Origin of the sequence: Streptomyces sp. NPDC017676 (genome assembly GCF_044329325.1) — a bacterium.
GTDB lineage: Bacteria > Actinomycetota > Actinomycetes > Streptomycetales > Streptomycetaceae > Streptomyces.
In genome coordinates, this window is record NZ_JBIRJA010000027.1 from 26,315 (window position 1) to 46,075 (window position 19,761).

16 protein-coding genes and 5 pseudogenes are annotated in these 19,761 nt (G+C 71.1%); 12 read left to right on the forward strand and 9 right to left on the reverse strand.

Translation table 11 applies throughout. The features are described from left to right. Positions 1 to 63 precede the first annotated feature (63 nt). Together ACH4LD_RS39050 and ACH4LD_RS39055 are read right to left on the reverse strand one after the other, a co-directional pair. Positions 64 to 213, reverse strand: a complete 150-nt coding sequence (locus ACH4LD_RS39050) for a hypothetical protein (protein ID WP_398059048.1) — start codon at positions 211 to 213, stop codon at positions 64 to 66. Between the two features lie 569 nt (positions 214 to 782). After that, complete coding sequence (locus tag ACH4LD_RS39055) at positions 783 to 1,388, reverse strand: TetR/AcrR family transcriptional regulator (protein WP_398059049.1); 606 nt, start codon at positions 1,386 to 1,388, stop codon at positions 783 to 785. 70 nt (positions 1,389 to 1,458) lie between these two features. On the opposite strand from ACH4LD_RS39055, the gene ACH4LD_RS39060 reads away from it, so the two are divergent. After that, entirely contained in the window at positions 1,459 to 2,352 is an 894-nt protein-coding gene (locus ACH4LD_RS39060) for an NADP-dependent oxidoreductase (RefSeq protein ID WP_398059050.1), read from the forward strand. Between the two features lie 184 nt (positions 2,353 to 2,536). Here ACH4LD_RS39060 and ACH4LD_RS39065 read toward each other — a convergent pair. The 4 genes and pseudogenes from ACH4LD_RS39065 to ACH4LD_RS39080 all read right to left on the reverse strand — a co-directional run bounded on the left by ACH4LD_RS39065 (position 2,537) and on the right by ACH4LD_RS39080 (position 5,728). After that, positions 2,537 to 3,161 (reverse strand): annotated as a pseudogene (locus ACH4LD_RS39065) (NADPH-dependent F420 reductase). Positions 3,162 to 3,194: 33 nt separating this feature from the next. Further along, positions 3,195 to 3,941 carry an SDR family NAD(P)-dependent oxidoreductase gene (locus tag ACH4LD_RS39070; RefSeq protein WP_398059110.1) on the reverse strand — a complete coding sequence of 249 codons (747 nt, stop codon included), beginning with the start codon at positions 3,939 to 3,941 and terminating at the stop codon, positions 3,195 to 3,197. A 605-nt stretch (positions 3,942 to 4,546) separates the two neighbouring features. After that, the gene (locus tag ACH4LD_RS39075) at positions 4,547 to 4,708 is read right to left on the reverse strand and encodes a hypothetical protein (protein WP_398059051.1); all 162 of its coding nucleotides are present in this window, start codon (positions 4,706 to 4,708) and stop codon (positions 4,547 to 4,549) included. Between the two features lie 510 nt (positions 4,709 to 5,218). Further along, positions 5,219 to 5,728: an SDR family oxidoreductase gene (locus tag ACH4LD_RS39080; RefSeq protein ID WP_398059052.1), complete on the reverse strand. Its 510-nt coding sequence runs from the start codon at positions 5,726 to 5,728 to the stop codon at positions 5,219 to 5,221. Positions 5,729 to 6,800: 1,072 nt separating this feature from the next. On the opposite strand from ACH4LD_RS39080, the gene ACH4LD_RS39085 reads away from it, so the two are divergent. Further along, positions 6,801 to 7,601: a universal stress protein gene (locus tag ACH4LD_RS39085; protein ID WP_398059053.1), complete on the forward strand. Its 801-nt coding sequence runs from the start codon at positions 6,801 to 6,803 to the stop codon at positions 7,599 to 7,601. Between the two features lie 27 nt (positions 7,602 to 7,628). Here the strand turns inward: ACH4LD_RS39085 and ACH4LD_RS39090 are convergent. Continuing rightward, positions 7,629 to 8,676, reverse strand: a pseudogene (locus ACH4LD_RS39090) (lactonase family protein). 288 nt (positions 8,677 to 8,964) lie between these two features. Between ACH4LD_RS39090 and ACH4LD_RS39095 the strand changes: the two are divergent. The 5 genes from ACH4LD_RS39095 (at position 8,965) to ACH4LD_RS39115 (ending at position 14,382) form a co-directional block, all read left to right on the forward strand. Then, positions 8,965 to 10,014 (forward strand): NAD(P)-dependent alcohol dehydrogenase, encoded by a 1,050-nt coding sequence (locus ACH4LD_RS39095; protein WP_398059054.1) that lies wholly within the window; start codon positions 8,965 to 8,967, stop codon positions 10,012 to 10,014. 69 nt (positions 10,015 to 10,083) lie between these two features. Next, the gene (locus ACH4LD_RS39100; protein ID WP_398059055.1) at positions 10,084 to 11,931 is read left to right on the forward strand and encodes a glycoside hydrolase family 15 protein; all 1,848 of its coding nucleotides are present in this window, start codon (positions 10,084 to 10,086) and stop codon (positions 11,929 to 11,931) included. Further along, positions 11,928 to 13,361 (forward strand): glucose-6-phosphate dehydrogenase, encoded by a 1,434-nt coding sequence (locus ACH4LD_RS39105; protein ID WP_398059056.1) that lies wholly within the window; start codon positions 11,928 to 11,930, stop codon positions 13,359 to 13,361. The genes ACH4LD_RS39100 and ACH4LD_RS39105 overlap by 4 nt, the downstream gene beginning before the upstream one ends. Continuing rightward, positions 13,348 to 13,908: a gluconokinase gene (locus ACH4LD_RS39110; protein ID WP_398059057.1), complete on the forward strand. Its 561-nt coding sequence runs from the start codon at positions 13,348 to 13,350 to the stop codon at positions 13,906 to 13,908. The genes ACH4LD_RS39105 and ACH4LD_RS39110 overlap by 14 nt, the downstream gene beginning before the upstream one ends. Before the next feature lie 90 nt (positions 13,909 to 13,998). Next, on the forward strand, positions 13,999 to 14,382 hold the full coding sequence (locus tag ACH4LD_RS39115) for a TIGR02391 family protein (RefSeq protein ID WP_398059058.1): 384 nt from the start codon (positions 13,999 to 14,001) through the stop codon (positions 14,380 to 14,382). Between the two features lie 20 nt (positions 14,383 to 14,402). Here the strand turns inward: ACH4LD_RS39115 and ACH4LD_RS39120 are convergent. Together ACH4LD_RS39120 and ACH4LD_RS39125 are read right to left on the reverse strand one after the other, a co-directional pair. Continuing rightward, positions 14,403 to 15,078, reverse strand: a pseudogene (locus ACH4LD_RS39120) (M48 family metalloprotease); the annotation flags it as partial. Next, positions 15,075 to 15,389: pseudogene (locus tag ACH4LD_RS39125) on the reverse strand (BlaI/MecI/CopY family transcriptional regulator). The pseudogenes ACH4LD_RS39125 and ACH4LD_RS39120, both read right to left, overlap by 4 nt. Positions 15,390 to 15,556: 167 nt before the next feature. Here ACH4LD_RS39125 and ACH4LD_RS39130 point away from each other — a divergent pair. The 5 genes and pseudogenes from ACH4LD_RS39130 to ACH4LD_RS39150 all read left to right on the forward strand — a co-directional run bounded on the left by ACH4LD_RS39130 (position 15,557) and on the right by ACH4LD_RS39150 (position 19,539). Beyond that, positions 15,557 to 16,225: a DedA family protein gene (locus ACH4LD_RS39130; RefSeq protein WP_398059059.1), complete on the forward strand. Its 669-nt coding sequence runs from the start codon at positions 15,557 to 15,559 to the stop codon at positions 16,223 to 16,225. After that, positions 16,222 to 16,671: pseudogene (locus ACH4LD_RS39135) on the forward strand (phosphatase PAP2 family protein); the annotation flags it as partial. The gene ACH4LD_RS39130 and the pseudogene ACH4LD_RS39135, both read left to right, overlap by 4 nt. Further along, a complete protein-coding gene (locus ACH4LD_RS39140) occupies positions 16,654 to 17,538 on the forward strand; it encodes a phosphatase PAP2 family protein (RefSeq protein ID WP_398059112.1) in 885 nt (294 codons plus the stop codon). The pseudogene ACH4LD_RS39135 and the gene ACH4LD_RS39140, both read left to right, overlap by 18 nt. Next, a complete protein-coding gene (locus tag ACH4LD_RS39145) occupies positions 17,507 to 18,169 on the forward strand; it encodes a response regulator transcription factor (RefSeq protein WP_398059060.1) in 663 nt (220 codons plus the stop codon). Before ACH4LD_RS39140 ends, ACH4LD_RS39145 begins: the two co-directional genes overlap by 32 nt. Next, positions 18,166 to 19,539, forward strand: a complete 1,374-nt coding sequence (locus ACH4LD_RS39150) for a sensor histidine kinase (RefSeq protein ID WP_398059061.1) — start codon at positions 18,166 to 18,168, stop codon at positions 19,537 to 19,539. Before ACH4LD_RS39145 ends, ACH4LD_RS39150 begins: the two co-directional genes overlap by 4 nt. Positions 19,540 to 19,761 lie beyond the last annotated feature (222 nt).

Genomic DNA, 19,761 nt, shown 5'->3' on the forward strand with positions numbered 1-19,761 from the left:
TGGGCCGGGTCATACGACGCCTGGTCAAGCTCCACACCCTCACCGATGCCGACACCGGCAGCTTCACCAGGAATCACCAGCCGGCCGAGCACCGTGACCAGCAGCCCGCAGCCGGGCCCGCAGTTCGCTGATCCGGGTGCGGAGGCCGTCGGCCAGGCCTCGGACGGCGTCTTCCCGGATGTCGAGCGCGTCGAGCAGGGGCTGGACGTTCACGTGCTCATCTTGGCGCACCGGGTTCGCTCCATCGACAGGGTCCGCGTAGCGGTCCGCGCGGGCGCCGGAGGCGTCGGCTGCCTTGGCGAACGCGTCCTGGAGGTGGCACAGCCGCTTGGCCGTGAGATCGTCATCCGTCAGCGCTCTGCCCGGTGGGCCCCGCCGCCGGTTCGGTCTCCGGGCTGCTGCCCACAGCACAGCAGTTCGGCGGATCCAGTGGAGTGACCGCGGCCGGTCTCGCCTACTACGCCCCGCCGCCGACGCGGACACCGCGTTCCGGCACGCCATGCTCTACCAAGTCGCCGCCTTCACTGTCACCGCGGTGATCAGCCTCGGGCTCCGCCACCGGCCTGGCACCGAGCCCATGCACGGCCACAGCAGTCACGGCGGAAGGGCACGTATACAACCAGGAGATCCTCGGACGTTGCGCGCATCTGTCAGACCAGTGTGGGGGCGAGGTCGACGGGGTACTTCACTTGCCGTTCGAGCCGGTCGAAGAGCCGCTGTGCTTCATGGTCCGCTCTGCCGCTGGGGTTCGGCGAAACCGGGCCGGGCGGTTCGGGTCCCGACTACGATCCGGCCCTGCCGGTGGAGTGCGCGGACGGGCAGGTGACCTCCCAGGCCGCCTCGATCATCTGGAAGATCTCGTCCACCGTGGCTTTCGGATCGGCCGCCGCACGGGCCAGCGAATAGGCGTCGATCACGAACCTCGCGATCGCCCGGCAGGCCGTTGGGGTCCGTGACAGGCCGGGATCGGCGGCGATGGCCGTTGCCAGCGACTCCGCGTGGCGCAGTCTCATCGACTCCTCGTAGTCCCGCAGGGCGGGTGATGCGTCGATCATGCGCCAGATGGGGGCGGCACTGTCCGCCGTGCAGTGGCGCACCAGGGCCTGGATCTCGCGGCGCAGCGCGGGGATCAGCGGTTCGTGCGGCGCCCGGTCGGTGACTGCCCGCGTGAGGCGTTGCTCGAAGTCTTCGTCCTGCTCGAACACCAGGGCCTCTTTCGAGGCGAAGTGAGAGAAGAGCGTGGTGACGGCCACGTCGGCCTCGGCAGCCACGTCACGGATGCCTACCGCGTCGTACCCACGTTCCAGGAAGAGTCGCAGGGCGGCGTCAGCGATCTTCTGGCGGGTCACGGCCTTCTTGCGCTCACGTCGTCCGGTCGGCACGGTCATGCACCTCACACTATCAGGTGTGAATCTGTAACGGTTACAAAACACTATCCGTTAGTGCTACGGTCACCTCATGAAGAAGGTGAGCTTCGCCGAGTTCGGCGGTCCGGACGTCCTGCAACTCATAGACGCCGAGGAGCCCCACGCGGGCCCCGGCCAGATACGCATCGCCGTGCGGGCGGCGGGCGTGAACCCCGTCGACTGGAGGATCCGGGAAGGCCAGGTCCTGGGGGCCCATCCGATCGAGTTGCCCTCCGGAGTCGGGCTGGACGCCTCCGGGGTGGTGGACGAGGTCGGTAAGGGCATCGAAGGGGTCAAGGTCGGCGACCGCGTGTTCGGCGAAGGGTCGAGCACGTATGCCGAGTTCGCCGTGCTGTCGGCCTGGGCCCGTATGCCCGAGGGGCTGACGTTCGAAGAGGCAGCCGGGTACCCCTCCGTGGTGGAGACCGCGCTACGCGTCATCCGCGAGGTCGGTGTGCAGTCCGGGCAGACATTGCTGGTCAGCGGCGCGTCGGGGGGAGTCGGTTCGGCGGTGCTGCAGATCGCCCGTGACCGCGGCATCAAGGTGATCGGAACGGCTGGGGCCGCGAACCAGGACTACCTGCGGAGCTTGGGTGCCGTCGCCACGACATACGGCGAGGGCTGGGTCGAGCGGGTGCGGGAGCTCGGTCATGTCGACGCGGCTCTCGACCTTGCCGGCTCGGGCGTGCTCCGCGAACTCGTCGAACTGACCGGGGACGCGCAGAGGGTGATCTCCATCGCCGATCTCAAGGCGCCGGAGTTCGGCGTCCGGTTCTCCGGCGTGGCCGGGAGCGTGCCGGAAGCGCTCGCCGAGGCCGTCGACCTCATCTCGCAAGGACAGCTCCACATCCCAGTCGAGAAGTCGTACACGCTCGCCGAGGCGCCGGCGGCACACATCGACAGCCAGGCCGGCCACACGCGCGGGCGCCGGGTTCTGGTCGTCTGAAGCCGGCTACGCGAACAAAGCCAGCCGGGTGGGGAACCAACAGGGCTCCCGTACTGCTGAGTTGAGACTGCGAACACCTACCTCAACAGCACGGGAGCCCTGTGCGTCGTTGCGCACCTCGCCCTCACGCCGGCTCCGTCCCCCGGTCGGCAGCCGCTCCGGAAAGGCTCGGTCGATCGTTTGCTCAGACGGGAAGTTCGGTGATGCTGAGGGCGAAGTTCACGTTCCCCATCCCGTGGTCGGCGAGGCCCACCGTGACCACGCCCGCTCCTTCCAGCCAGTGCGCCATTTTCAGGCCGCCGACGTCGAGCGGGCGCATCCCGAGGCTCTCGATGAACGCCTCCACACTGGCCTTGGCCTGCGCATCGTCGCCGGCGAGGAAGACGTCGGGCCGACCCTTCTGCAGGACATGGCGGAAGATGGTGTTGAACGCCTTCACCACGCCGGCGCCGGCCGGGGCACGCCTTGGCGACTTCCTGCGCGATCGAGGTCTCCTCGCGGTGGGCCAGCCCGTCGAACGTGGAGTTGAAGGGGTTGCTGATGTCGACGATGACCTTGCCCGCGAGAGCGTCTCCGTACTGGGCTACGGCCGGCACGACGCCGTTGTACAACAGGGCCACGATGACGATGTCCCCGGCCTGGGCGGTGCCCCATTCTCCGGTCGTGGCGCCGTCGCCGAGAGCCTTGGCCAGTTCAGCGGCCTTGGACCGGTCGCGGCCCATGACCTCGACGGTGTTGCCGCCCGCTATTGCCCGCGCGCCGATGGTGCCGGCCATGTTTCCGGTGCCGATGATGCTGATGTTGCTCATCAGATGTCCTGCCCTGGTTGTGGGTTGCTTGGTTCAGAGGGCGGTGGTGCCGCCGTCTGCGACCAGTTCCATGCCGTTGACGTAGCTGGAGTCGTCGGAGGCGAGGAAGAGGGCGGCGGTGGCGATCTCGTCGGGGCGGCCCATCCGGCCGCGGGGGATGAGGGACTCGAACTGGCGCTTGGTGGCCTCGTCGAAGAGTTCTTCCTGCTTGGCGGTGGCGACCTGGCCGGGGGTCAGGACGTTGACGCGGATGCGGCGGTCCTTGAGCTCGTTGAGCCAGATGCGTGCCCACGCCTGCTGGACGGCCTTGCTGCCGGCGTAGACGCTCCAGCCGGGGAAGGCGCCCAGGGAGGCGTTGGAGCCGGTCATGAGGATGGAGCCGCCGTCGTTGAAGAGCGGAAGGGCCTTCTGGACGGTGAACAGGGTGCCGCGGGCGTTGAGCCCGAACCAGGTGTCGAACTGGGCCTCGGTGATTTCGCCGAGCAGGGCGGGCTCGCTCCCGCCTGCGCTGGCCCACAGCACGTCGATGCTGCCCTTCTCCCGCTTGACGGTGTCGTAGAGGCGGTCCAGGTCGTCCAGGTCGGCGGCGTCACCCCGCACGCCGGTGACGTTGCGGCCGATCTGCTTCACGGCCTCGTCCAGGGCGTCCTGGCGGCGGCCGGTGATGAAGACGTGCGCTCCCTCGTCGACGAACAGCTTCGCGCCTGCCAGCGCCATGCCGGTGGTGCCGCCGGTGATGACCGCGACCTTGCCGTCGAGTCCAAGCGCACGGCCTACCAGCACTTCACCAGCAAGGACGAACTCGTCGCCGAGTACCTGCGCCGGTTCGACCCCTCCGTTCTGTCCGGCGTGTTCGACCGCACCGACCTCACGCCCCGCGAACGGCTCCTCGCCGCCTTCGACATCCCCCCACCACCCCCCTGTGCCCCTACATCGCCGCCGCCGTCGAACTCCACGACCCCCAGCACCCCGCCTCCCAGTACGCACGCGACTACAAGAAAGCCGTCGCCGCGCGGCTCGCCGACACGGCCCGCGAAGCCGGCGCCGTCGACCCTGAACAGCTCGGCGAGCAGCTCGCGCTGCTCCTCGACGGCGCCGCGGCCCGCACCCGGGTCCTCAACGCCGACGCCTTCCCCACCGCCGCCGCCATCGCCGCCGTCCTCATCGACAACGCCATCCCCGCCACAGCCGGCGATGACCGGCGACCGGAGGAAGTGTCGAGTTGACTCGGCACTCCGCGGCCGGGCTGGACGCGCTGCCGATCGGGCGGTTGCACCCGCCGGTACGCGACACCAGCCGCCCGGCACCTCGCCCGGATCTGGCGACGAAGCGCAAGTAGGCCGTGTTGCGGCGCTGGTGGTCCTGGAACGGCCCGGCCGGCAGGGTCACCGCGGTGAGCGGAACGGCCGTAGGGCGGCGGCTCGCCGGTGTGCTGTCCGCGCGGTCCGCAGGGCGGCGTGGGCGGTGCCGCCGCCCACGACCGACAGGGCCGCCGCCGTGGCACCGGCCGCGGTGAGGAAGGACCGTCTGCCGAGGGGCGGGGTCACGAAGTCCTCCGCATGCCGATGGCAGCGGGTGCGGATGCCTGTCCCCACCCGGCAAAGGCGTCTTCGATATCGAAAGCTGTGCGGCACGCTGTGCGAGGGCCTACGGTGAAGGACTTGCTCGATGTCAACGGCACAGGAGAGAACAACCGTCAGGGCCCCGCTCCCTGGCACACCCGGCCCGGTGGCCACGATCCCTGCCCATGTCCGTACGCGCACCCGGCGGTACCTCCCGGCCGAGACGGCTCGCCCGCACGGCGTTCCTGCTGGCGGGCGGCCTGTTGCTCCTGTCCGGCGGCGAGGACCGGTTGGGCGGGCCCCCGCCGCGCCCGGCGGGACCGCCCGCCGTCACCGCGTGCCGGACGCGATCGGGGGACCTGATCGCCGACCAGGAACAGGATCGGCACGCACTCGGGGTGCCCTGCCGACCAAGATCTTCAAGCGCAAGACCCGCAGCTCAACTCATTCTGAAACGATCGGTTACTGGTAAGGCCCACACGCACGCTCACTCCCTCACTGCCGGCTCTCCCAGTCCCGCAGCCATTGTCCGAACTCGGCGGCGACGATGCGCTCGTCATGCACGCCGGCTGCGTCGTCGGAGGCCAGCCAGACGATGGGCGGGCCCATCACCGTGGGACTCAGGAACCCGTGGCCCTCGGGGGCGACGTCCTGGGGCAGCATCCCGGTGACCGTCGCGCCTCCGGGCAGCAGCAGGTTGACGGTGACGCCCGTGCCCCGCAGGTCTGCCGCCGTGATGCGCGACAGCGCCTCGCTGCCGGCACGCGACGGCCCGTAGGGAACGAAGCCGGCGCGTCGCATGGTTGACTGGTTGATCGAGATGTTGACGATGCGGCCACCGCCGGATGCCAGCATCCGTGGCGTGATCTCGCAGGCGACCAGGAAGTAGCCGGTCAGGTTGGTGTCGATCACCGCGCGGAAGCGATCCGCTTCAGCGTGTCGGAACGCCTGACACCGGGGTACGACAGGATCGAGATCGGCAGCGGCTCGGACGCGAAGAGCCATGCGCGAAGGCAGGAGACCCCGGCGTGCGGCCAGGCACCGGACAGCGTGTGCCCTGGGGCGGAGGAGTGCTTATGCCCTTCATGGCGTCCCTGCCGAGAGCCCGGATCGTTCGTGTCACGCTGTGGTGGGGGATGTCCGATCCGCCCGCTGGCTTGAAGACCGAACGTTCCGTGGAGAGGACGGGGCGGGCGGCGACCACGGCTGCGATCAGCTGGAGGTACCGGCGCGGGTCTGGACTCGGCGAGGTACTGGATGCATGGGGCGAGGATCTGGACCTCATGCGACCGCGATAAGGAGACAGAGAGACTCCCCGCTGCCGTGGCTCGCGGCACCTCGCCGAACAGCTTCGCCGGCCCGCCGTGCCGCGAGGAGGAGGGTGCCCCGCTTGGCAGCAGCACCATGACGTGGTGAGCCCTGCGTGGGGCGTGCGTGTGCACGCCCCCTCCGAATGGCCACGGTCGACTCGCCGGTCGCGATCTCGGGGCGGAAGATGAGTGTGCCCGGCCGTGTGAGGCGCAAAGGATGGCACATGTCCCCAAGATTCCCCGGCAGCTCCCGTCGCTTCGGTCACCGAGCCGTCGCGTTGCCACGTGGCTGCGCCGCCGGGGCGCTCGCCCTGTCAGGTCGCGGCGGCGGTCAGAACATTTCCGGCACGCCACGGTCGGCGCCGACCTCTTCGGCGGCTTCCGCGATCGTCTCCGCTCGCCCGTCCGCCTCGGCAGCGGCATCCTCCGCGGCTGCCCAGGCCCTGGGATACGAGGCATCCGTCGACGCGGAGGCCGCCCGGGCCGGCACCTCCGCCGAGAGTGCGCTCAGGAACGCCCAGGGCCGCGGCAACGCTGTGTCCGAGAGCCTGCCCCGGAACCGGACCGGTGGGCTGCCCGCCGCCCTGGTGACGATCACGAACAAGACCGACGAGAGGGCGTCCTGCGCCGTGCGAGCGGCGAACGTTGAGCCCGGCCACAAGGAGCAGCCCGTCGCCTTCGGCGGACAGCCGCGAGGGGCCCGCCTGACGGCCCGACTCGCCAATGCCCGGCGGTACCGACGTGTGTGAGGAGGCGTTGTGGGCAGCATGGTCGTCGTAGGTGTGGACGGCTCGTCGTCGAGCCATGCCGCGGTGGTTCAGGCCGCTCGGGAGGCTGAGCGGCGCGGTGCGGAGCTGCGTGTGGTGCACGCCTTCAGCTGGCCGGTCGGGCCCATGTACGCACCGCTGGACCCGTCCCCGCTCAACACGCTGGCGCACGACGCCGCACAGGACGCCCGGCGTGTGGCGCCCGGGGCGAAGGTCGACGGAGCCGTGATGATCGGCGGTGCGGTGTCGGTGCTGGTGGCCGAGTCGCGCGCCGCGGACCTCGTGGTGGTCGGCCGCCGGGGCATCGGGGGCTTCGTCGGCATGCTGCTGGGCTCGACGGCGGTATCCCTGGCCGCCCACAGCCACTGTCCGGTGCTGGTGGTCCGCGAGGAGCCGGACTGCTCCGGGCCCGTCGTGCTGGCCGTCGACGGCTCCCCCGAGGGCGAGGAGGCGGTCGAATTCGCCTTCGCGGAGGCGGAGTTGCGGGGCGTCGAGCTCGTCGCCGTGCACGCGTGGCTGCCGGACCACGCACCGGCCGGTACGGGCGTGGAGAGTCCGGAGCGCCTGCTGGCCCAGGCGGTCGCCGGACGCGCGGAGAGCCATCCGGATGTGACGGTCCGACAGGAAGTGCTGAGCGGCGAGACCCGCGAGGTCCTGGTCCAGGCCAGCAGAAACGCCCAATTGATGGTTGTCGGCGCCAGGGGGCGCGGCGGGTTTTCCGGAATGCTCCTCGGTTCGGTCAGCCAGGCACTGTTGCACCACGCGCACTGCCCGGTCGCCGTCGTCCGCGGCGGATCCTGAGCGGAGCCGGGTGTGCGTGCGCTGCCGTCAGGCGAACACGATGCTGGACGCCGCCGGTACCGGCAGGGAACCGGCGCGTCGCGGGACGCCGGTCGCGGGGTCCAGGTCCAGCCATGTGACGTCGCCCGAGCGTTCGTTGGCCGCGAACAGCCGCGTGCCGGAAGGGTGCAGGACCAGATCGCGCGGCCATCGACCTCCGCACGGCACGGACGCGACCGGCTCCGCTCGCTCGCCGGTCGCGTCGAGCGCCAGCACGGTGATGGTGTCGGTGCCGCGGACCGCCGCCCACAGATGGCGGCCGTCGGGCGAGACAACCGGCGCCGAGGGAGAGACGGCCTCGTCGGTGCCGTCCGGGAACAAGGATGCCGTGCCCACCGGTTCGAGCACGCCGGCAGCGGCGTCCCAGCGGCACACGGTGACGGGCGGATCGAGTTCTCCGAGAACGTAGGCGTGGCTTCCGGACGGGTGGAAGGCCAGGTGACGCGGACCCGTGCCGGGCGGCAAGGACGTCTCGCCGTTCGGCGCCGGCCTTCCCTGCCGCGCGTCCAGGGAGAAGATCCACACCTTGTCGGCGCCGAGGTCGACGCCGGCACCCACCATCCCGAGGGATCGGGCAGCACCTGGTGCGCGTGCGGGCCGGACTGGCGGGCGGGGTCGGGTCCGCGGCCCGCGTAGTACCGCACGTCGTCGGCGGTTCGCAGGCCGCCGTCGGCGGCGAGGGGGATCACGGTGACGCTGCCGGAGGCGTAATCGGCGGTCAGCAGGTGACCACGCACCACCGAGAGATGGGTGGGCGAATCCCCTCGCACGGCCACGGGGACGCCGAGGAGCGGGGTTCGGGACCGGCAATGTCGTAGGCGGCGACCGAGCCCTGTGCCGTCTCGGAGACGGCGTACAGGACCGGTCCCGGCCCCGCGTGATCGACGGTCAGGCAGGACGGGTCCGGTAGGGCATCGACCACGCCGATCTCGGTCAGCGCTCCCGTTGTCGGATGCACGGCGGCCGCCACGATGCCGCGGCCGCCCGATGATGTGAACGATCCGATGAAGGCTCGGTCCGTGCGTTCGTCACCCACAGCGTCCTCCGCCCTCGCGCGCGTGGCCCGACGCTGACAGGGCCGCTTGCGCCGCCGGGACCAGTGCCGGGACAGGCATGTCACCCGGGTCACCTCACCGGGGCCATGTTACTGAGCCCTCCCCCACGCCCGCGTCGCCTGACCGGGGCGTCGTCCGGTCGAGTCGCGAGCGGGCTCGGACCTTGCGACAGTGGCAGGAGTGAAGGGCTGACGCCGAATGCCGGAGTCGATGCGGCCGGCTCACCGTCGTCGCGGTCAGCAGTGAGTCGGCGGAGGAAGGACGGGCGGATGAAGGCGTTCGTGATGAAGGAAATCGGACGGGTGGGCTTCATGGAGAAGCCCGTCCCGGAGCCGGGACCGGGCGACGCGGTGGTGCGGACGACGAGTGCCCTGATCTGCACCTCCGATTCCCACACCGTTCACGGCGGCATCGGCCCGAGGAAGAACCTGACGCTGGGCCACGAAGCGGTCGGCATCGTGCACGCGGTGGGCAGCGAGGTGAAGGAGTTCCGGCCCGGCGACCGCGTGCTGGTCGGCGCCATCACCCCCGACTGGGGCGACCTGGCCTCCCAGAACGGGTTCCCGTCGCAGTCGGGCGGAGCGCTCGGAGGGTTCAAGTTCGCCAACCGCAAGGACGGGGTCTTCGCCGACTACTTCCACGTCAACGACGCCGACGCCAATCTCGCCAGGATCCCCGACACGATCGGTGACGACGTTGCGGTCTACTGCGCCGACATGCTGTCGACGGGATTCATGGGAGCGGAGAAGGGCAACATTCCGATCGGCGGGACGGTCGCCGTCCTCGCGCAGGGACCGGTGGGCCTGATGGCCACGGCGGGGGCCAGGCTCCGCGGCGCCGGCCGGGTCATCGGGGTCGAGTCGGTCCCCAGTCGGCAGAAACTGGCGCGCGAGTACGGCGCCGACGAGATCGTGGACTTCACCAACGAGGACGTCGTCCAGCGGATCCGTGAGCTGACCGGAGGAGAAGGGGTCGACACCGCCATCGAGGCACTGGGCGCGGACGTCACCTTCCAGACCGCTGTGAAGATCACCAAGCCGGGTGGCACCATCTCCAACGTCGGCTACTTCGGCGAGGGCGAGTTCATCCGCATCCCCCGCGTCGAATGGGGCGTCGGCATGGCGGACCAGACAATCGCGACCGGGCTCTGCCCCGGAGGCCGACTCCGCATGGAACGGCTGCTGCGCGTAGTACAGGCGAAGCGCGTCGACCCCACGCGCATGACCACCCACACGTTCTCCTTCGACGACATGGAGCGGGCCTTCGAGGTCGCGGACAAGAAGCTCGAAGACGTCGTGAAGGTGCTGATCACCTTCTAGGCGGGCGTCCTCTCCCGGACTTGCGCAGCGCGGCGGGCGGTACTTTGCGGTGCGCGGAAGCGAGGAGCCATGCACGATCCCGACCCCCCGTTCCGCCCGGTCCACAGGCGCGAGGGCTACCTGCCGCTGGAGGACCTCGGCCTCATCGGGGACGGTACGACGGCCGCGTTGGTCGGCCTGGACGGTTCGATCCCGTGGATGTGCCTGCCCCGGTTCGACTCCGACCCCCTGTTCTGCGGCCTGCTTGACCACGCACGAGGCGGCCATTTCACCCTCGCCCCGCAGGATCTGGTGGAGGCCCGCCAGCGCTACGAACCCGATACCGGTGTACTCACCACCGAGATGCGCAGTACCACCGGCCTGGTACGGATCACCGACGCGCTGACCGTGCGCACCGGCGCCGACCTCACCGACGATTCCCCGGCCGGACGGTGCGAGCTCGTCCGGTCGGCCGTGGTCCTCTCCGGGCACGTCCGGCTGCGGGTGGACCTGGAGCCCCGCGGCGGCGGCACGACCCAGACGCTTTTCAGCGGCCTGGAACTGCGCCCCTCTCGCCGGCCGGACCTGCGCCTGCACCTGCGCTCCGATCACCCCCTGCCCGGCCTGCACAGCACCCATGACCTGAGACAGGGCGAACACCTCGACCTCGTCCTGTCCTGGGGCCGCTTCCACCGCCACCACCGGTTCCGGACCGACACGATGCTCGCGGACACCGCCGACGCCTGGCGGCGCTGGATGAAACACTTCGACTACTCCGGTCCCCAGGAGGCACTGGTCCGGCGTGCCGCCATCACCCTGAAGCTGTGCGACGACTGGACCAACGGCGCCGTCGTGGCGGCGCCCACCTCCTCCCTGCCCGCGCCGGTCGGCGGAGTCCGCAACTGGGACTACCGCTACGCCTGGATCCGCGATGCCGCCTACGCCGTGTTCGCCCTGCGGCGCGTCGGCTTCACCGGCGAGGCGGACGCCTTCCTCGGCTGGGTCCTCGACGCCGTCGAGCAGAGCCGCAGCCCCCGGATCATGTACAACCTCGGCGGCGGCCCCGTACCCGACGAGATCGAGGACACCGAGCTGGAGGGGTACCGCCGCTCCGGTCCGGTGCGGTGGGGCAACGGCGCGGCCGATCAGCGCCAGCACGACGTCTACGGCGAGATCCTGGACTGCGCCGACCAGTGGCTGCGCACCGACCAGTGGCTGCGCTCGGGCCGCGAGGTGCAGCCCGCGCTGTGGGCGGGCCTGGCGGGGCTGGCCGAAACCGCGGAGCAGGCTTGGCGCCAGCCGGACCAGGGGATCTGGGAGGTACGCAGCGACGGCCGGGTGTTCACGTACTCGGCCGGCATGTGCCAGGTGGCCCTGGACCGGGCCGCGGACATCGGCGAGCGGCTCGGCCTGCCGGGGCCGACCGCAGCCTGGCGTGCCTCGGCCGACCGGCTGCGTCGGTGCATCCTGGAGGAGTCCTGGGACGAGGACGCGCAGACGCTGAGCGCGCACCTGGACGGCGGCGGCGCGCTCGACGCGAGCCTGCTCGCGCTCCCGCTGCGCCACGTGGTGCCGGCCGACCACCCGCGGATGGCCGCGACCGCCACGGCCGTGGCCGAACGCCTGTCGGCCGGCGACGGCCTGCTCTACCGCTACCTCCACGAGGAGTCGCCCGACGGCCTGCCCGGCGACGAGGGCGCCTTCGTGCTGTGCAGCTTCTGGCTGGCCGACAACCTCACCGCCCAGGGCCGGATCGAGGAGGCCGAGAAGGTGTACACCTCGCTGTGCGCCCGTGCCAGCACGCTCGGACTGCTGCCGGAACAGATCGAGCCCACCACCGGAGAGTTCATGGGCAACTTCCCCCAGGCGTTCAGCCACATCGGGATCATCGCCGGCGGCGTGAACCTCGCCCGGGCGAAGGAAGGCACACGGACATGATCAACCGGCTCGCCGTCTTCGGCGCGACGGGCGACCTCACTGCCCGCTACCTCCTGCCGGCCCTGGCCGCCCTGCGGGCCGCGGGACACATCGACGACGACTTCCGGCTGACCGGCGCGAGCAGGGAAGGCTGGGACACCGACCGCTTCCGCGGGTGGTGCGCCGACCGGCTCGACCGCCACGGCGGCTCCTGCCCCGTCGAGGCGAGGACGGCCGTCGCGGCTTCGGCCCACTACCGGCGGGCCGACGTCACCGACCCCACGGACGTCGCCGCGGTCGTCGTCGGCGACGACCCGATCGCCGTGTACCTCGCCCTTCCCCCGGCGCTCTTCCCGCACGTGGTCACGGCCCTGCACAAGGCCGGCCTGCCGCCGGGCAGCCGGATCGTCCTGGAGAAGCCGTTCGGCGAAGACCTGGCGAGCGCGCGCCGGCTCAACCGGCTGCTCGCCGGTCTCGTGCCCGAACAGGCGGTGTTCCGGGTCGACCACTTCCTCGCCATGACGACCGTCCAGAACGTGCTCGGAAGCCGGCTCGCCAACCGGATGCTGGAGCCCATCTGGAACAGCACCCACATCGCGGACATCGAGATCGTCTGGGACGAGACCCTCGCCCTGGAAGGCCGTGCGGGCTACTACGACGGCGTCGGCGCGCTGAAGGACATGGTGCAGAACCACCTGCTGCAACTGCTGTGCCTCGTGGCCATGGAACCCCCGATCACCCTCGGCGAGCGGGACCTGCGCGACCGGAAGGTCGACGTGCTGCGGTCCGTGCGGCTCCTCACCGACTACGATGTCGTGCACCGCACGCGCCGCGCACGCTACCTGTCCGGCCGGATCGGCGACCACGATGTCCCCGCATACGTCGACGAGGACGGCGTGGACCCCGTGCGGCGCACGGAGACCTTCGCCGAGGTCGAACTGGAACTGGACAGCTGGCGCTGGTCGGGGACGATGTTCAGGCTGCGCAGCGGCAAGGCGCTCGGACGGGACCGCAAGGAGGTCGCGGTGCGCTTCCGCTCCGTTCCCCACCTGCCCTTCGGTCACGAAGGGCAGGCCGAGCCCAACGTGCTGCGTTTTGGGCTGGAGCCGGAAGGGATGACCCTCGACGTGACGGGCATCGGCGCACACGCCCAGGCCCTCACCCAGCTCTCGTTGACCGCCCGGATGGAGCCGCCCGACCTGCCCGCCTACGGCCGGCTCCTCCTGGACGTCATGAGGGGCGATCCCGCCCTGTCCATCCGGGGCGACGAGGCCGAGGAGGCATGGCGGGTCCTGGCTCCCGTCCTGAGCGCGTGGGAGAGCAACCGGGTGCCGCTGGAGGAGTATCCGGCCGGCTCCGACGGTCCGCCTCCCCGGCCGCACGAAGGCGCCCAACGGCGGCGCAGCGACCTGCTGCACCCGGAAGCACTGCAGGAAGATGGACCGCGCTGAGCGCCGGTCCCCGTGCGTCGTCGTCACAGGCGTAGCGGGGATCGGCAAGACCACGGTGGCCCGCCTGCTGGCACAGCGGCTGGGCGTGCCCTTCGCGGACGGCGACGACTTCCACTCCGCGGCCGACATCACCAAGATGTCGGCCGGCACGCCGCTCGACGACGCCGACCGCCGCCCCTGGCTGGAGTCCGTCGGCCGTTGGCTGCACCAGCGGGATGTGGCGGGCACCGGTGCGGTGGTCGCCTGCTCCGCACTCAGGCGGCGCTACCGGGACATCCTGCGGGCGGCCTGCCCGGGCGCGTTCTTCCTGCACCTGGTCGCCAGCCGCGAAGTGCTGGCGGACCGGATCGGCGGACGCACCGGCCACTTCATGCCGAGCTCGCTCCTCGACTCGCAGCTTGCCACGCTCGAACCCCTCGAACCGGACGAGCCAGGAGCCGAGCTCGACGCGACGCCGGCTCCCGACGTCCTCACCGAGCTGGCCGCAGACCTACTGGCCCGGCAGCTCGGGCCCCGTTACAAGCCCGGGATGGAAACACCCACTTGAGGTCGCCGTCGTACTCACCCCCCTGACGGGTGCGCGCTGCGGAGGCGTTCACGCCACAGCCGCCCCTGTCTCGCCGAGGCAGGGGCGGCTGTGGGATCGGGCCCTCACCAGGCGCTTCGAGCGCCTCCTACGTCAGTCTCCGCCGTTGTTTCGACGGCCGACGAGGTAGCTGACGAGCGGTGCCACGATCGGGCCCAGGAACGCGCCGACGTTGGCGATCGGCGCGTGGCCAACATCGACGAACAGGAAGCCGAGGGCATGGCCCGGGTGGCTGTCAACGCGAACGCCACGGGTCCCGAGCTGGATGAGCGAAAGGCGCTGGCGAACCTGGTCAAGGGCTTGTTCAGCATGTATCGCAGTCCGGCCGCGCACGAGCCGCGGCTTCACCGCAGCGTCACCGACCAGGAGTTGCTGGAGCTGCTGACCACTCTTGCGCCGAGCCCTCACGGGTTGTCCTCGCCTCGCCCTGGGTGATCTCGACCTCGTGGTGGAAGGATGGCCCGTGCCAGGAGGCGGCCGTCGCCGACGGCTGCGGCAGCGCTCTCGTCGGCGGCGCGTTCCGCGGCGAGCCGGATGGTGGCCCGTGTGCCGTGCAGCGCGGGGTGGCAGTGGGCGGCGAGTTCGGCGGCTGCCAGGAAGTAGTGGTGGCCGCCCGCGTTGTGGGCCCGCTCGTGGGCGAAGAGGGCTTCTCGTTCGACGGGGCCGAGGCTGCGCAGCATCGCGGTGGTGACGACGATCCGGTGGGGCCTGCCGGGCGGGGCGTACGCGTCCGGGTGCAGCGAGTCGACGACGCATAGGTCGCCGGCGGCGGGGCGGCGGTCGGCCTGCGTGCGAGCGGTGCGGAAGGCCCGGGTCTGACGCACGGCTGAGCGTGCGAGGGTCCAGGCGCCGAGGGTGAGCGCGCCGGTGGCGAGCGCGGCGGCCGGGAGGACGATCAGGGCCGAGGGGGTGTGCAAGGGTGGATGAGGTCGCCGAGTGCCGCGAAGAGGGGGAGCTTGAGCAGTCCGATCAGCACGAGGGCGCCGAGGGCGGCCACGCATGCACCGGCGCACGCCGGAGCACAGGCGGTCAGCGCGCGCAGGGCGGTGACCGGGTCGAGGCGTGCGCGCGACGGGCCAGTACCGGCAAGGTGAAGGGCAGCAGGGGCGGAATCAGGAGGATGGCGATCACTGCCCGTCGGCCTCCAGCAGTTGGCGCAGCAGTACCCCGTCGTCCGGGCTGAGCTGGGCGACGAACCGGGCGAGGACTGTCTCGCGGCCGGCGTCCCGGTCGAGTTCGGTGTGCATGCGCTGGGCGGTCAGCCCGGGGGTCCTGCACCGGGACGTACGCGTAGCCGCGCCCGTGTCGCTCGCGGTCGACGATGCCCTTGTCGTAGAGGCGGGACAGGATCGTCACGACCGTCGTCCGGGCGAGGCGGGAGGAGGACTCGTCCTGGACCTGCACCGGGGTGAGCGGTGCACCGGCGGCCCACAGGCCGTCACAGATGCTTCGAGCTCGCCGCCCGGCCGATGTTCGTCTTCGGGTCGGTCATAAGAACGATCCTCACTCCGTTATCGTCTACAGTTCAGTAGACCGTCTACAGGATTGTAGTCACTGATCGGGTGCTGTTGCGACGCGCCCGCTCCGCCGGACCGAAGGGGTCGCGACGATGTCCACACCCGTCCACCTATCGTCGCAGCTCGCTGTCAACGTGCTCGATGCCCATTCTCTGCTGGCCGCCTTCGGAGTGCTGGGGGTGGGGGCGGTGTTGTTCGCGGAAACGGGTTTGCTGATCGGGTTCTTCCTGCCGGGCGACTCACTGCTGTTCACCGCGGGCCTGCTGTGCACGGGCTCCACCGAAGAGGGTGTGCACCTGTCCCTGGGGCCGTTGCTGGTCGCGGCTGCGGCAGGTGCGCTGGCCGGGGCGCAGTGCGGGTATCTGCTCGGCCGGAAGGCGGGCGGAGCCCTGTTGGCCCGCAGTCGATCACAGCGCCTGCACGAGGGTGCGAAACGCGCCGAGGAACTGCTGGAGCGGTACGGGTACGCGAAGGCCATCGTGCTGGCCCGCTTCGTGCCGGTGGTGCGGACCGTGCTCAATCCGATGGCGGGCGCGCTGGAGGTGCCGGTGCGGACGTTCACGCTGTGGCAGGTCGTCGGCGGGCTCGTGTGGAGCGTCGGCCTCACTCTCGCCGGCCATGCGCTGGGTTCGTCGATCCCGAACGTCGACCGTTACCTGCTCCCGCTGGTGGCGCTGATCGTCGTCGTATCGCTGATCCCGCTTCTTGCCGAGGTGTTTCGGTCTCGCCGGGGCGCCGGTTCCAAGGAGGGAGGCAGGTGATCATGGCTTTCGACGGGGCGTCGATCGACGGCTCCGCCTACTTGGACGTGGTGCGTGTGGCCGGGCATGCGCCGGGCCGGCTGGACGGCGCGGTGTCGTTCTGGTCGACGTACGGGCTCGCGGTGTTCGCCGTCCTGGCGGGCGTCGGCTGGTGGTTCGCGCGCCGGGCCGGGGGCGCGGCGGCGGTGACGGCGCCGGCCGTGCCGGTTGTCGTGGTCGTGGCGTACGGCGTGGACGCCGCGGTGAAGCTGTTGGTGGGCGAGGAACGGCCGTGCCAGAGCCTGCGCGTGAAGACCCTGGAGGCGTGTCCGGCGCCCGGGGACTGGTCCTTCCCCAGTAACCATGCGGCGATCGCGGCCGCCGCTGCGGTGGCCCTGTTCTTCGTCTCGCGCCGGCTAGGGGCGGCCGCAGCCGTGGCCGCTGTGGCGATGGCGGTCTCCCGTGTGTGTGATCGCGACCACCGCCGCACGGCGGTCATCGGCAGGAGCGCAACGAGCCCGCCGACCAGCACTCCGGCCAAAACATCATGCGGATGGTGCACGCCGACCCGTGGGCCGGTGGATCGGCTCCGGCCGTCTGCGCCCGCTGGTGACGGCCTCATGAACCGGCGCGACGCCGCCGACCTGGCGGGCACCCGGTCTCGGCGCCTTCATGGGGTTCGGCATCCTCGCATGGGTGGTGATCGGCCAGAACGGCGCTCCTCTGTGGGCAGACGACGGTTTGCGGGTCTGGTCGCTCGGCCATGGCGCGGACGTGGCGATGGCGCTGGCCCGAGGGGTGACCGATACCGGCAGTCGCGCTGTCCCGTATGTCCTCGCGGCGCCGGCCGGCATGGTTGCAGGGCGAGCCGTGCGGCAACGGATGTGGGCTGCCGCGCTGAGTCTTGCCTGGCTGGGATGCGGGCAGGCCATGCGTTACGGGGTGATGGCACTCGTCCAGCGGCCGCGTCCGCCGCACGCCGACTGGGCGACGTCGGCGGCGGCTGGGCCTTCCCCTCGGGGCACACCACCACAGCAGCTCCCACCGCGGGGCTGCTGATCATCGCTCTCTCGCTGCGCGTCCCGCGCGGCGCCACCGTGCTCCGGGTCGTTGTCGTGTGCTGGTGCGTGCTGGTGGGCCTGTCCCGTGTCCATCTCGGCGTGCACTGGTTCAGCGACGTCATCGGGGGCTGGCTGTTCGCCACCGGATGGCTCGGAGTGAGCCTGTACGGGATGGCCCGGTGGTTTCCCTCATTGTTCGTCTCGGGCTCACTGCCTACGGCCGAAGATCCGGCGGAGGATCATGCACCACAAGATCTTGGTCGTCGAGGATGATCACGCCCTGCGTGATGTACTGCGCCGCGGCCTGCTCGACGAGGACTTCGAGCCCGTGCTCGCCGCCGACGGGGCCACCGCCCTGAGGCTGGCCACCGGTAGCGTCGCCGCGATCGTCCTTGACGTGGGGCTGCCCGACGCGGATGGGCGGGATGTCTGCCAGGCGCTGCGCGCCAACGGGTTCGCCGCCCCCATCATCTTCCTGACGGCCCGCCACCACCTCACCGACCGGCTGTCCGGATTCTCGGCCGGGGCTGACGACTACCTGCCCAAGCCGTTCCATCTCGCCGAACTCGTCGCCCGGCTGCGGGCCGCGCTCAAACGCGCCGGGCCACCGGCTGTGGCCACGGCCGGGGATCTGGTCCTGGACGCGACCCGGCATAGTGCGAGGGCCGGCGAAGCCGACGTCGACCTGTCGCCGACGGAGTTCCGGCTGCTGGCCACGCTCGTGGCCGCGGGCGGCGCCATCGTGAGCCGGCGCGACCTGGTCAGGGCCGCCTGGCCGGACGGCGCACAAGTCAGCGACAACACCCTTGATCAGTACCTGAGCCGGCTGCGCCGCAAGCTGCGCGAGGCCGGCAGCGTCCTGAGTCTGACGACGGCGCGCGGGATCGGACACCGCCTGTCATGAACCGTCTCCTGCGCCGCCTGGCTCCCCGCACCCTGCGCGCCCGGCTCTCCCTCGTGGCACTGACCACCGCCGCGCTGCTGATGACCGTGCTGACGGTGGCGTTCAACACCGTGATGGACCGGCACCTGCAGCACCAGGCGGACGATCAACTGCGCGACCGTGCCGCGGCCGTCGCCACGACCATCGACACCAGCGGCCGGCGGGTGCGGGTTCTGGAGACCGTCAACGACCGCCTCCTCGACGCCAACGCGTGGATCTACGCCGGGACACGGCTGCTGGAGCAGCCGCCCGCCACCACGGCCGACGGCACGCTGACCCGGGCCACCGGCCAGCTAGCCGCACAACGCGAGCGAGCCTGCTCGACCGTCGACGCCCAAAGCCCCCACGCCGTACGGCTGTGCGCGGACCTCGTGGGCGGCCGTCACGGCGCCACCGTGGTCACGGCCCTGGACCTGGGGCCCTACCGGAGTTCGGCCGACACCCTGCTGCTGGGTTCCCTGATCCTGGACGCCGTCATGCTCGCGTGCACCTACGCGCTGACGCGCCTGGCCGTCGGACGGGCGCTGCGCCCCGTACGCACCATGACCGACCAAGCCACCCAGTGGAGCGCCGTCGCCTCCGACGAACGCTTCGGCACCGAGGACCATCCAGCCGAACTCGCCCGCCTGGGCTCCTCGTTGGACACGCTGCTGGACCGTATACGCACCGTGCTGCGCCACGAGCAGCAGCTGACCGGCGAGCTGTCCCACGAACTGCGCACCCCGCTCACTCGGATCGTTATCGAGCTCGACTGGTGGCAGGCGCGCCCGCGTACCGCCGCCGAGACCCGCGCGACCCATGGGGTGATCGCCGAGGCGGCCCAGTCCATGCGCACCATCTGCGACACGCTGCTCGACGACGCCCGAGACAGAGCGCAGAACACCTCGACGGCCCCCGGCACCTCCTCTGTCGTGCCGGTCCTGCACCGGCTGGTCGAAAGCCTCGACGCACCGGAGCAGGTGAAGATCTTCGTCGACGTGGGGGATCCAGGACTGCAGGCGGGCATCGCGCCCGCCCTCCTCGAACGCATCGTCAGCCCGCTGCTGACCAACGCGGTCCGCTACGCACACTCCGCGGTGACCGTGTCCGCGCGGCAGCTGCCCTGCAGCGTGCGTATCGACGTCACCGACGACGGCCCCGGTGTGCCTCCGTCGTTCACCGACGACCTTTTCCAGCCCGGCCGCCGTGCCGACCCGGCAGACGGGCACGACGGCGCGGGTCTCGGACTGCCGCTGGCACGGCGCCTGGCCCGCACTGTCGGCGGCGAGGTGTCCCACGATCGCGGTCACACCCGCGGGGCGCGCTTCCGGGTCGACCTGCCTGTTGGGTGACCGGACTCAGCCGGCCCGCTGAGCGACCGGCTCCCGTTCCGTCGGTCGTGGTGCGGTGGTGCGGCGTTCCTGGACCTGTGCTAGGCCACCAGACCGAGCAGGACGGCCAGCAGCACGGCCGAGGACCCTGCGGTGCCGAGGTCCAGGCCGCCCTTGGTGACCGGCCGGTCAGGACGTCACCCGCGATGGCGCCCAGGGGCGGGTGAGGACGAAGGCGATCCG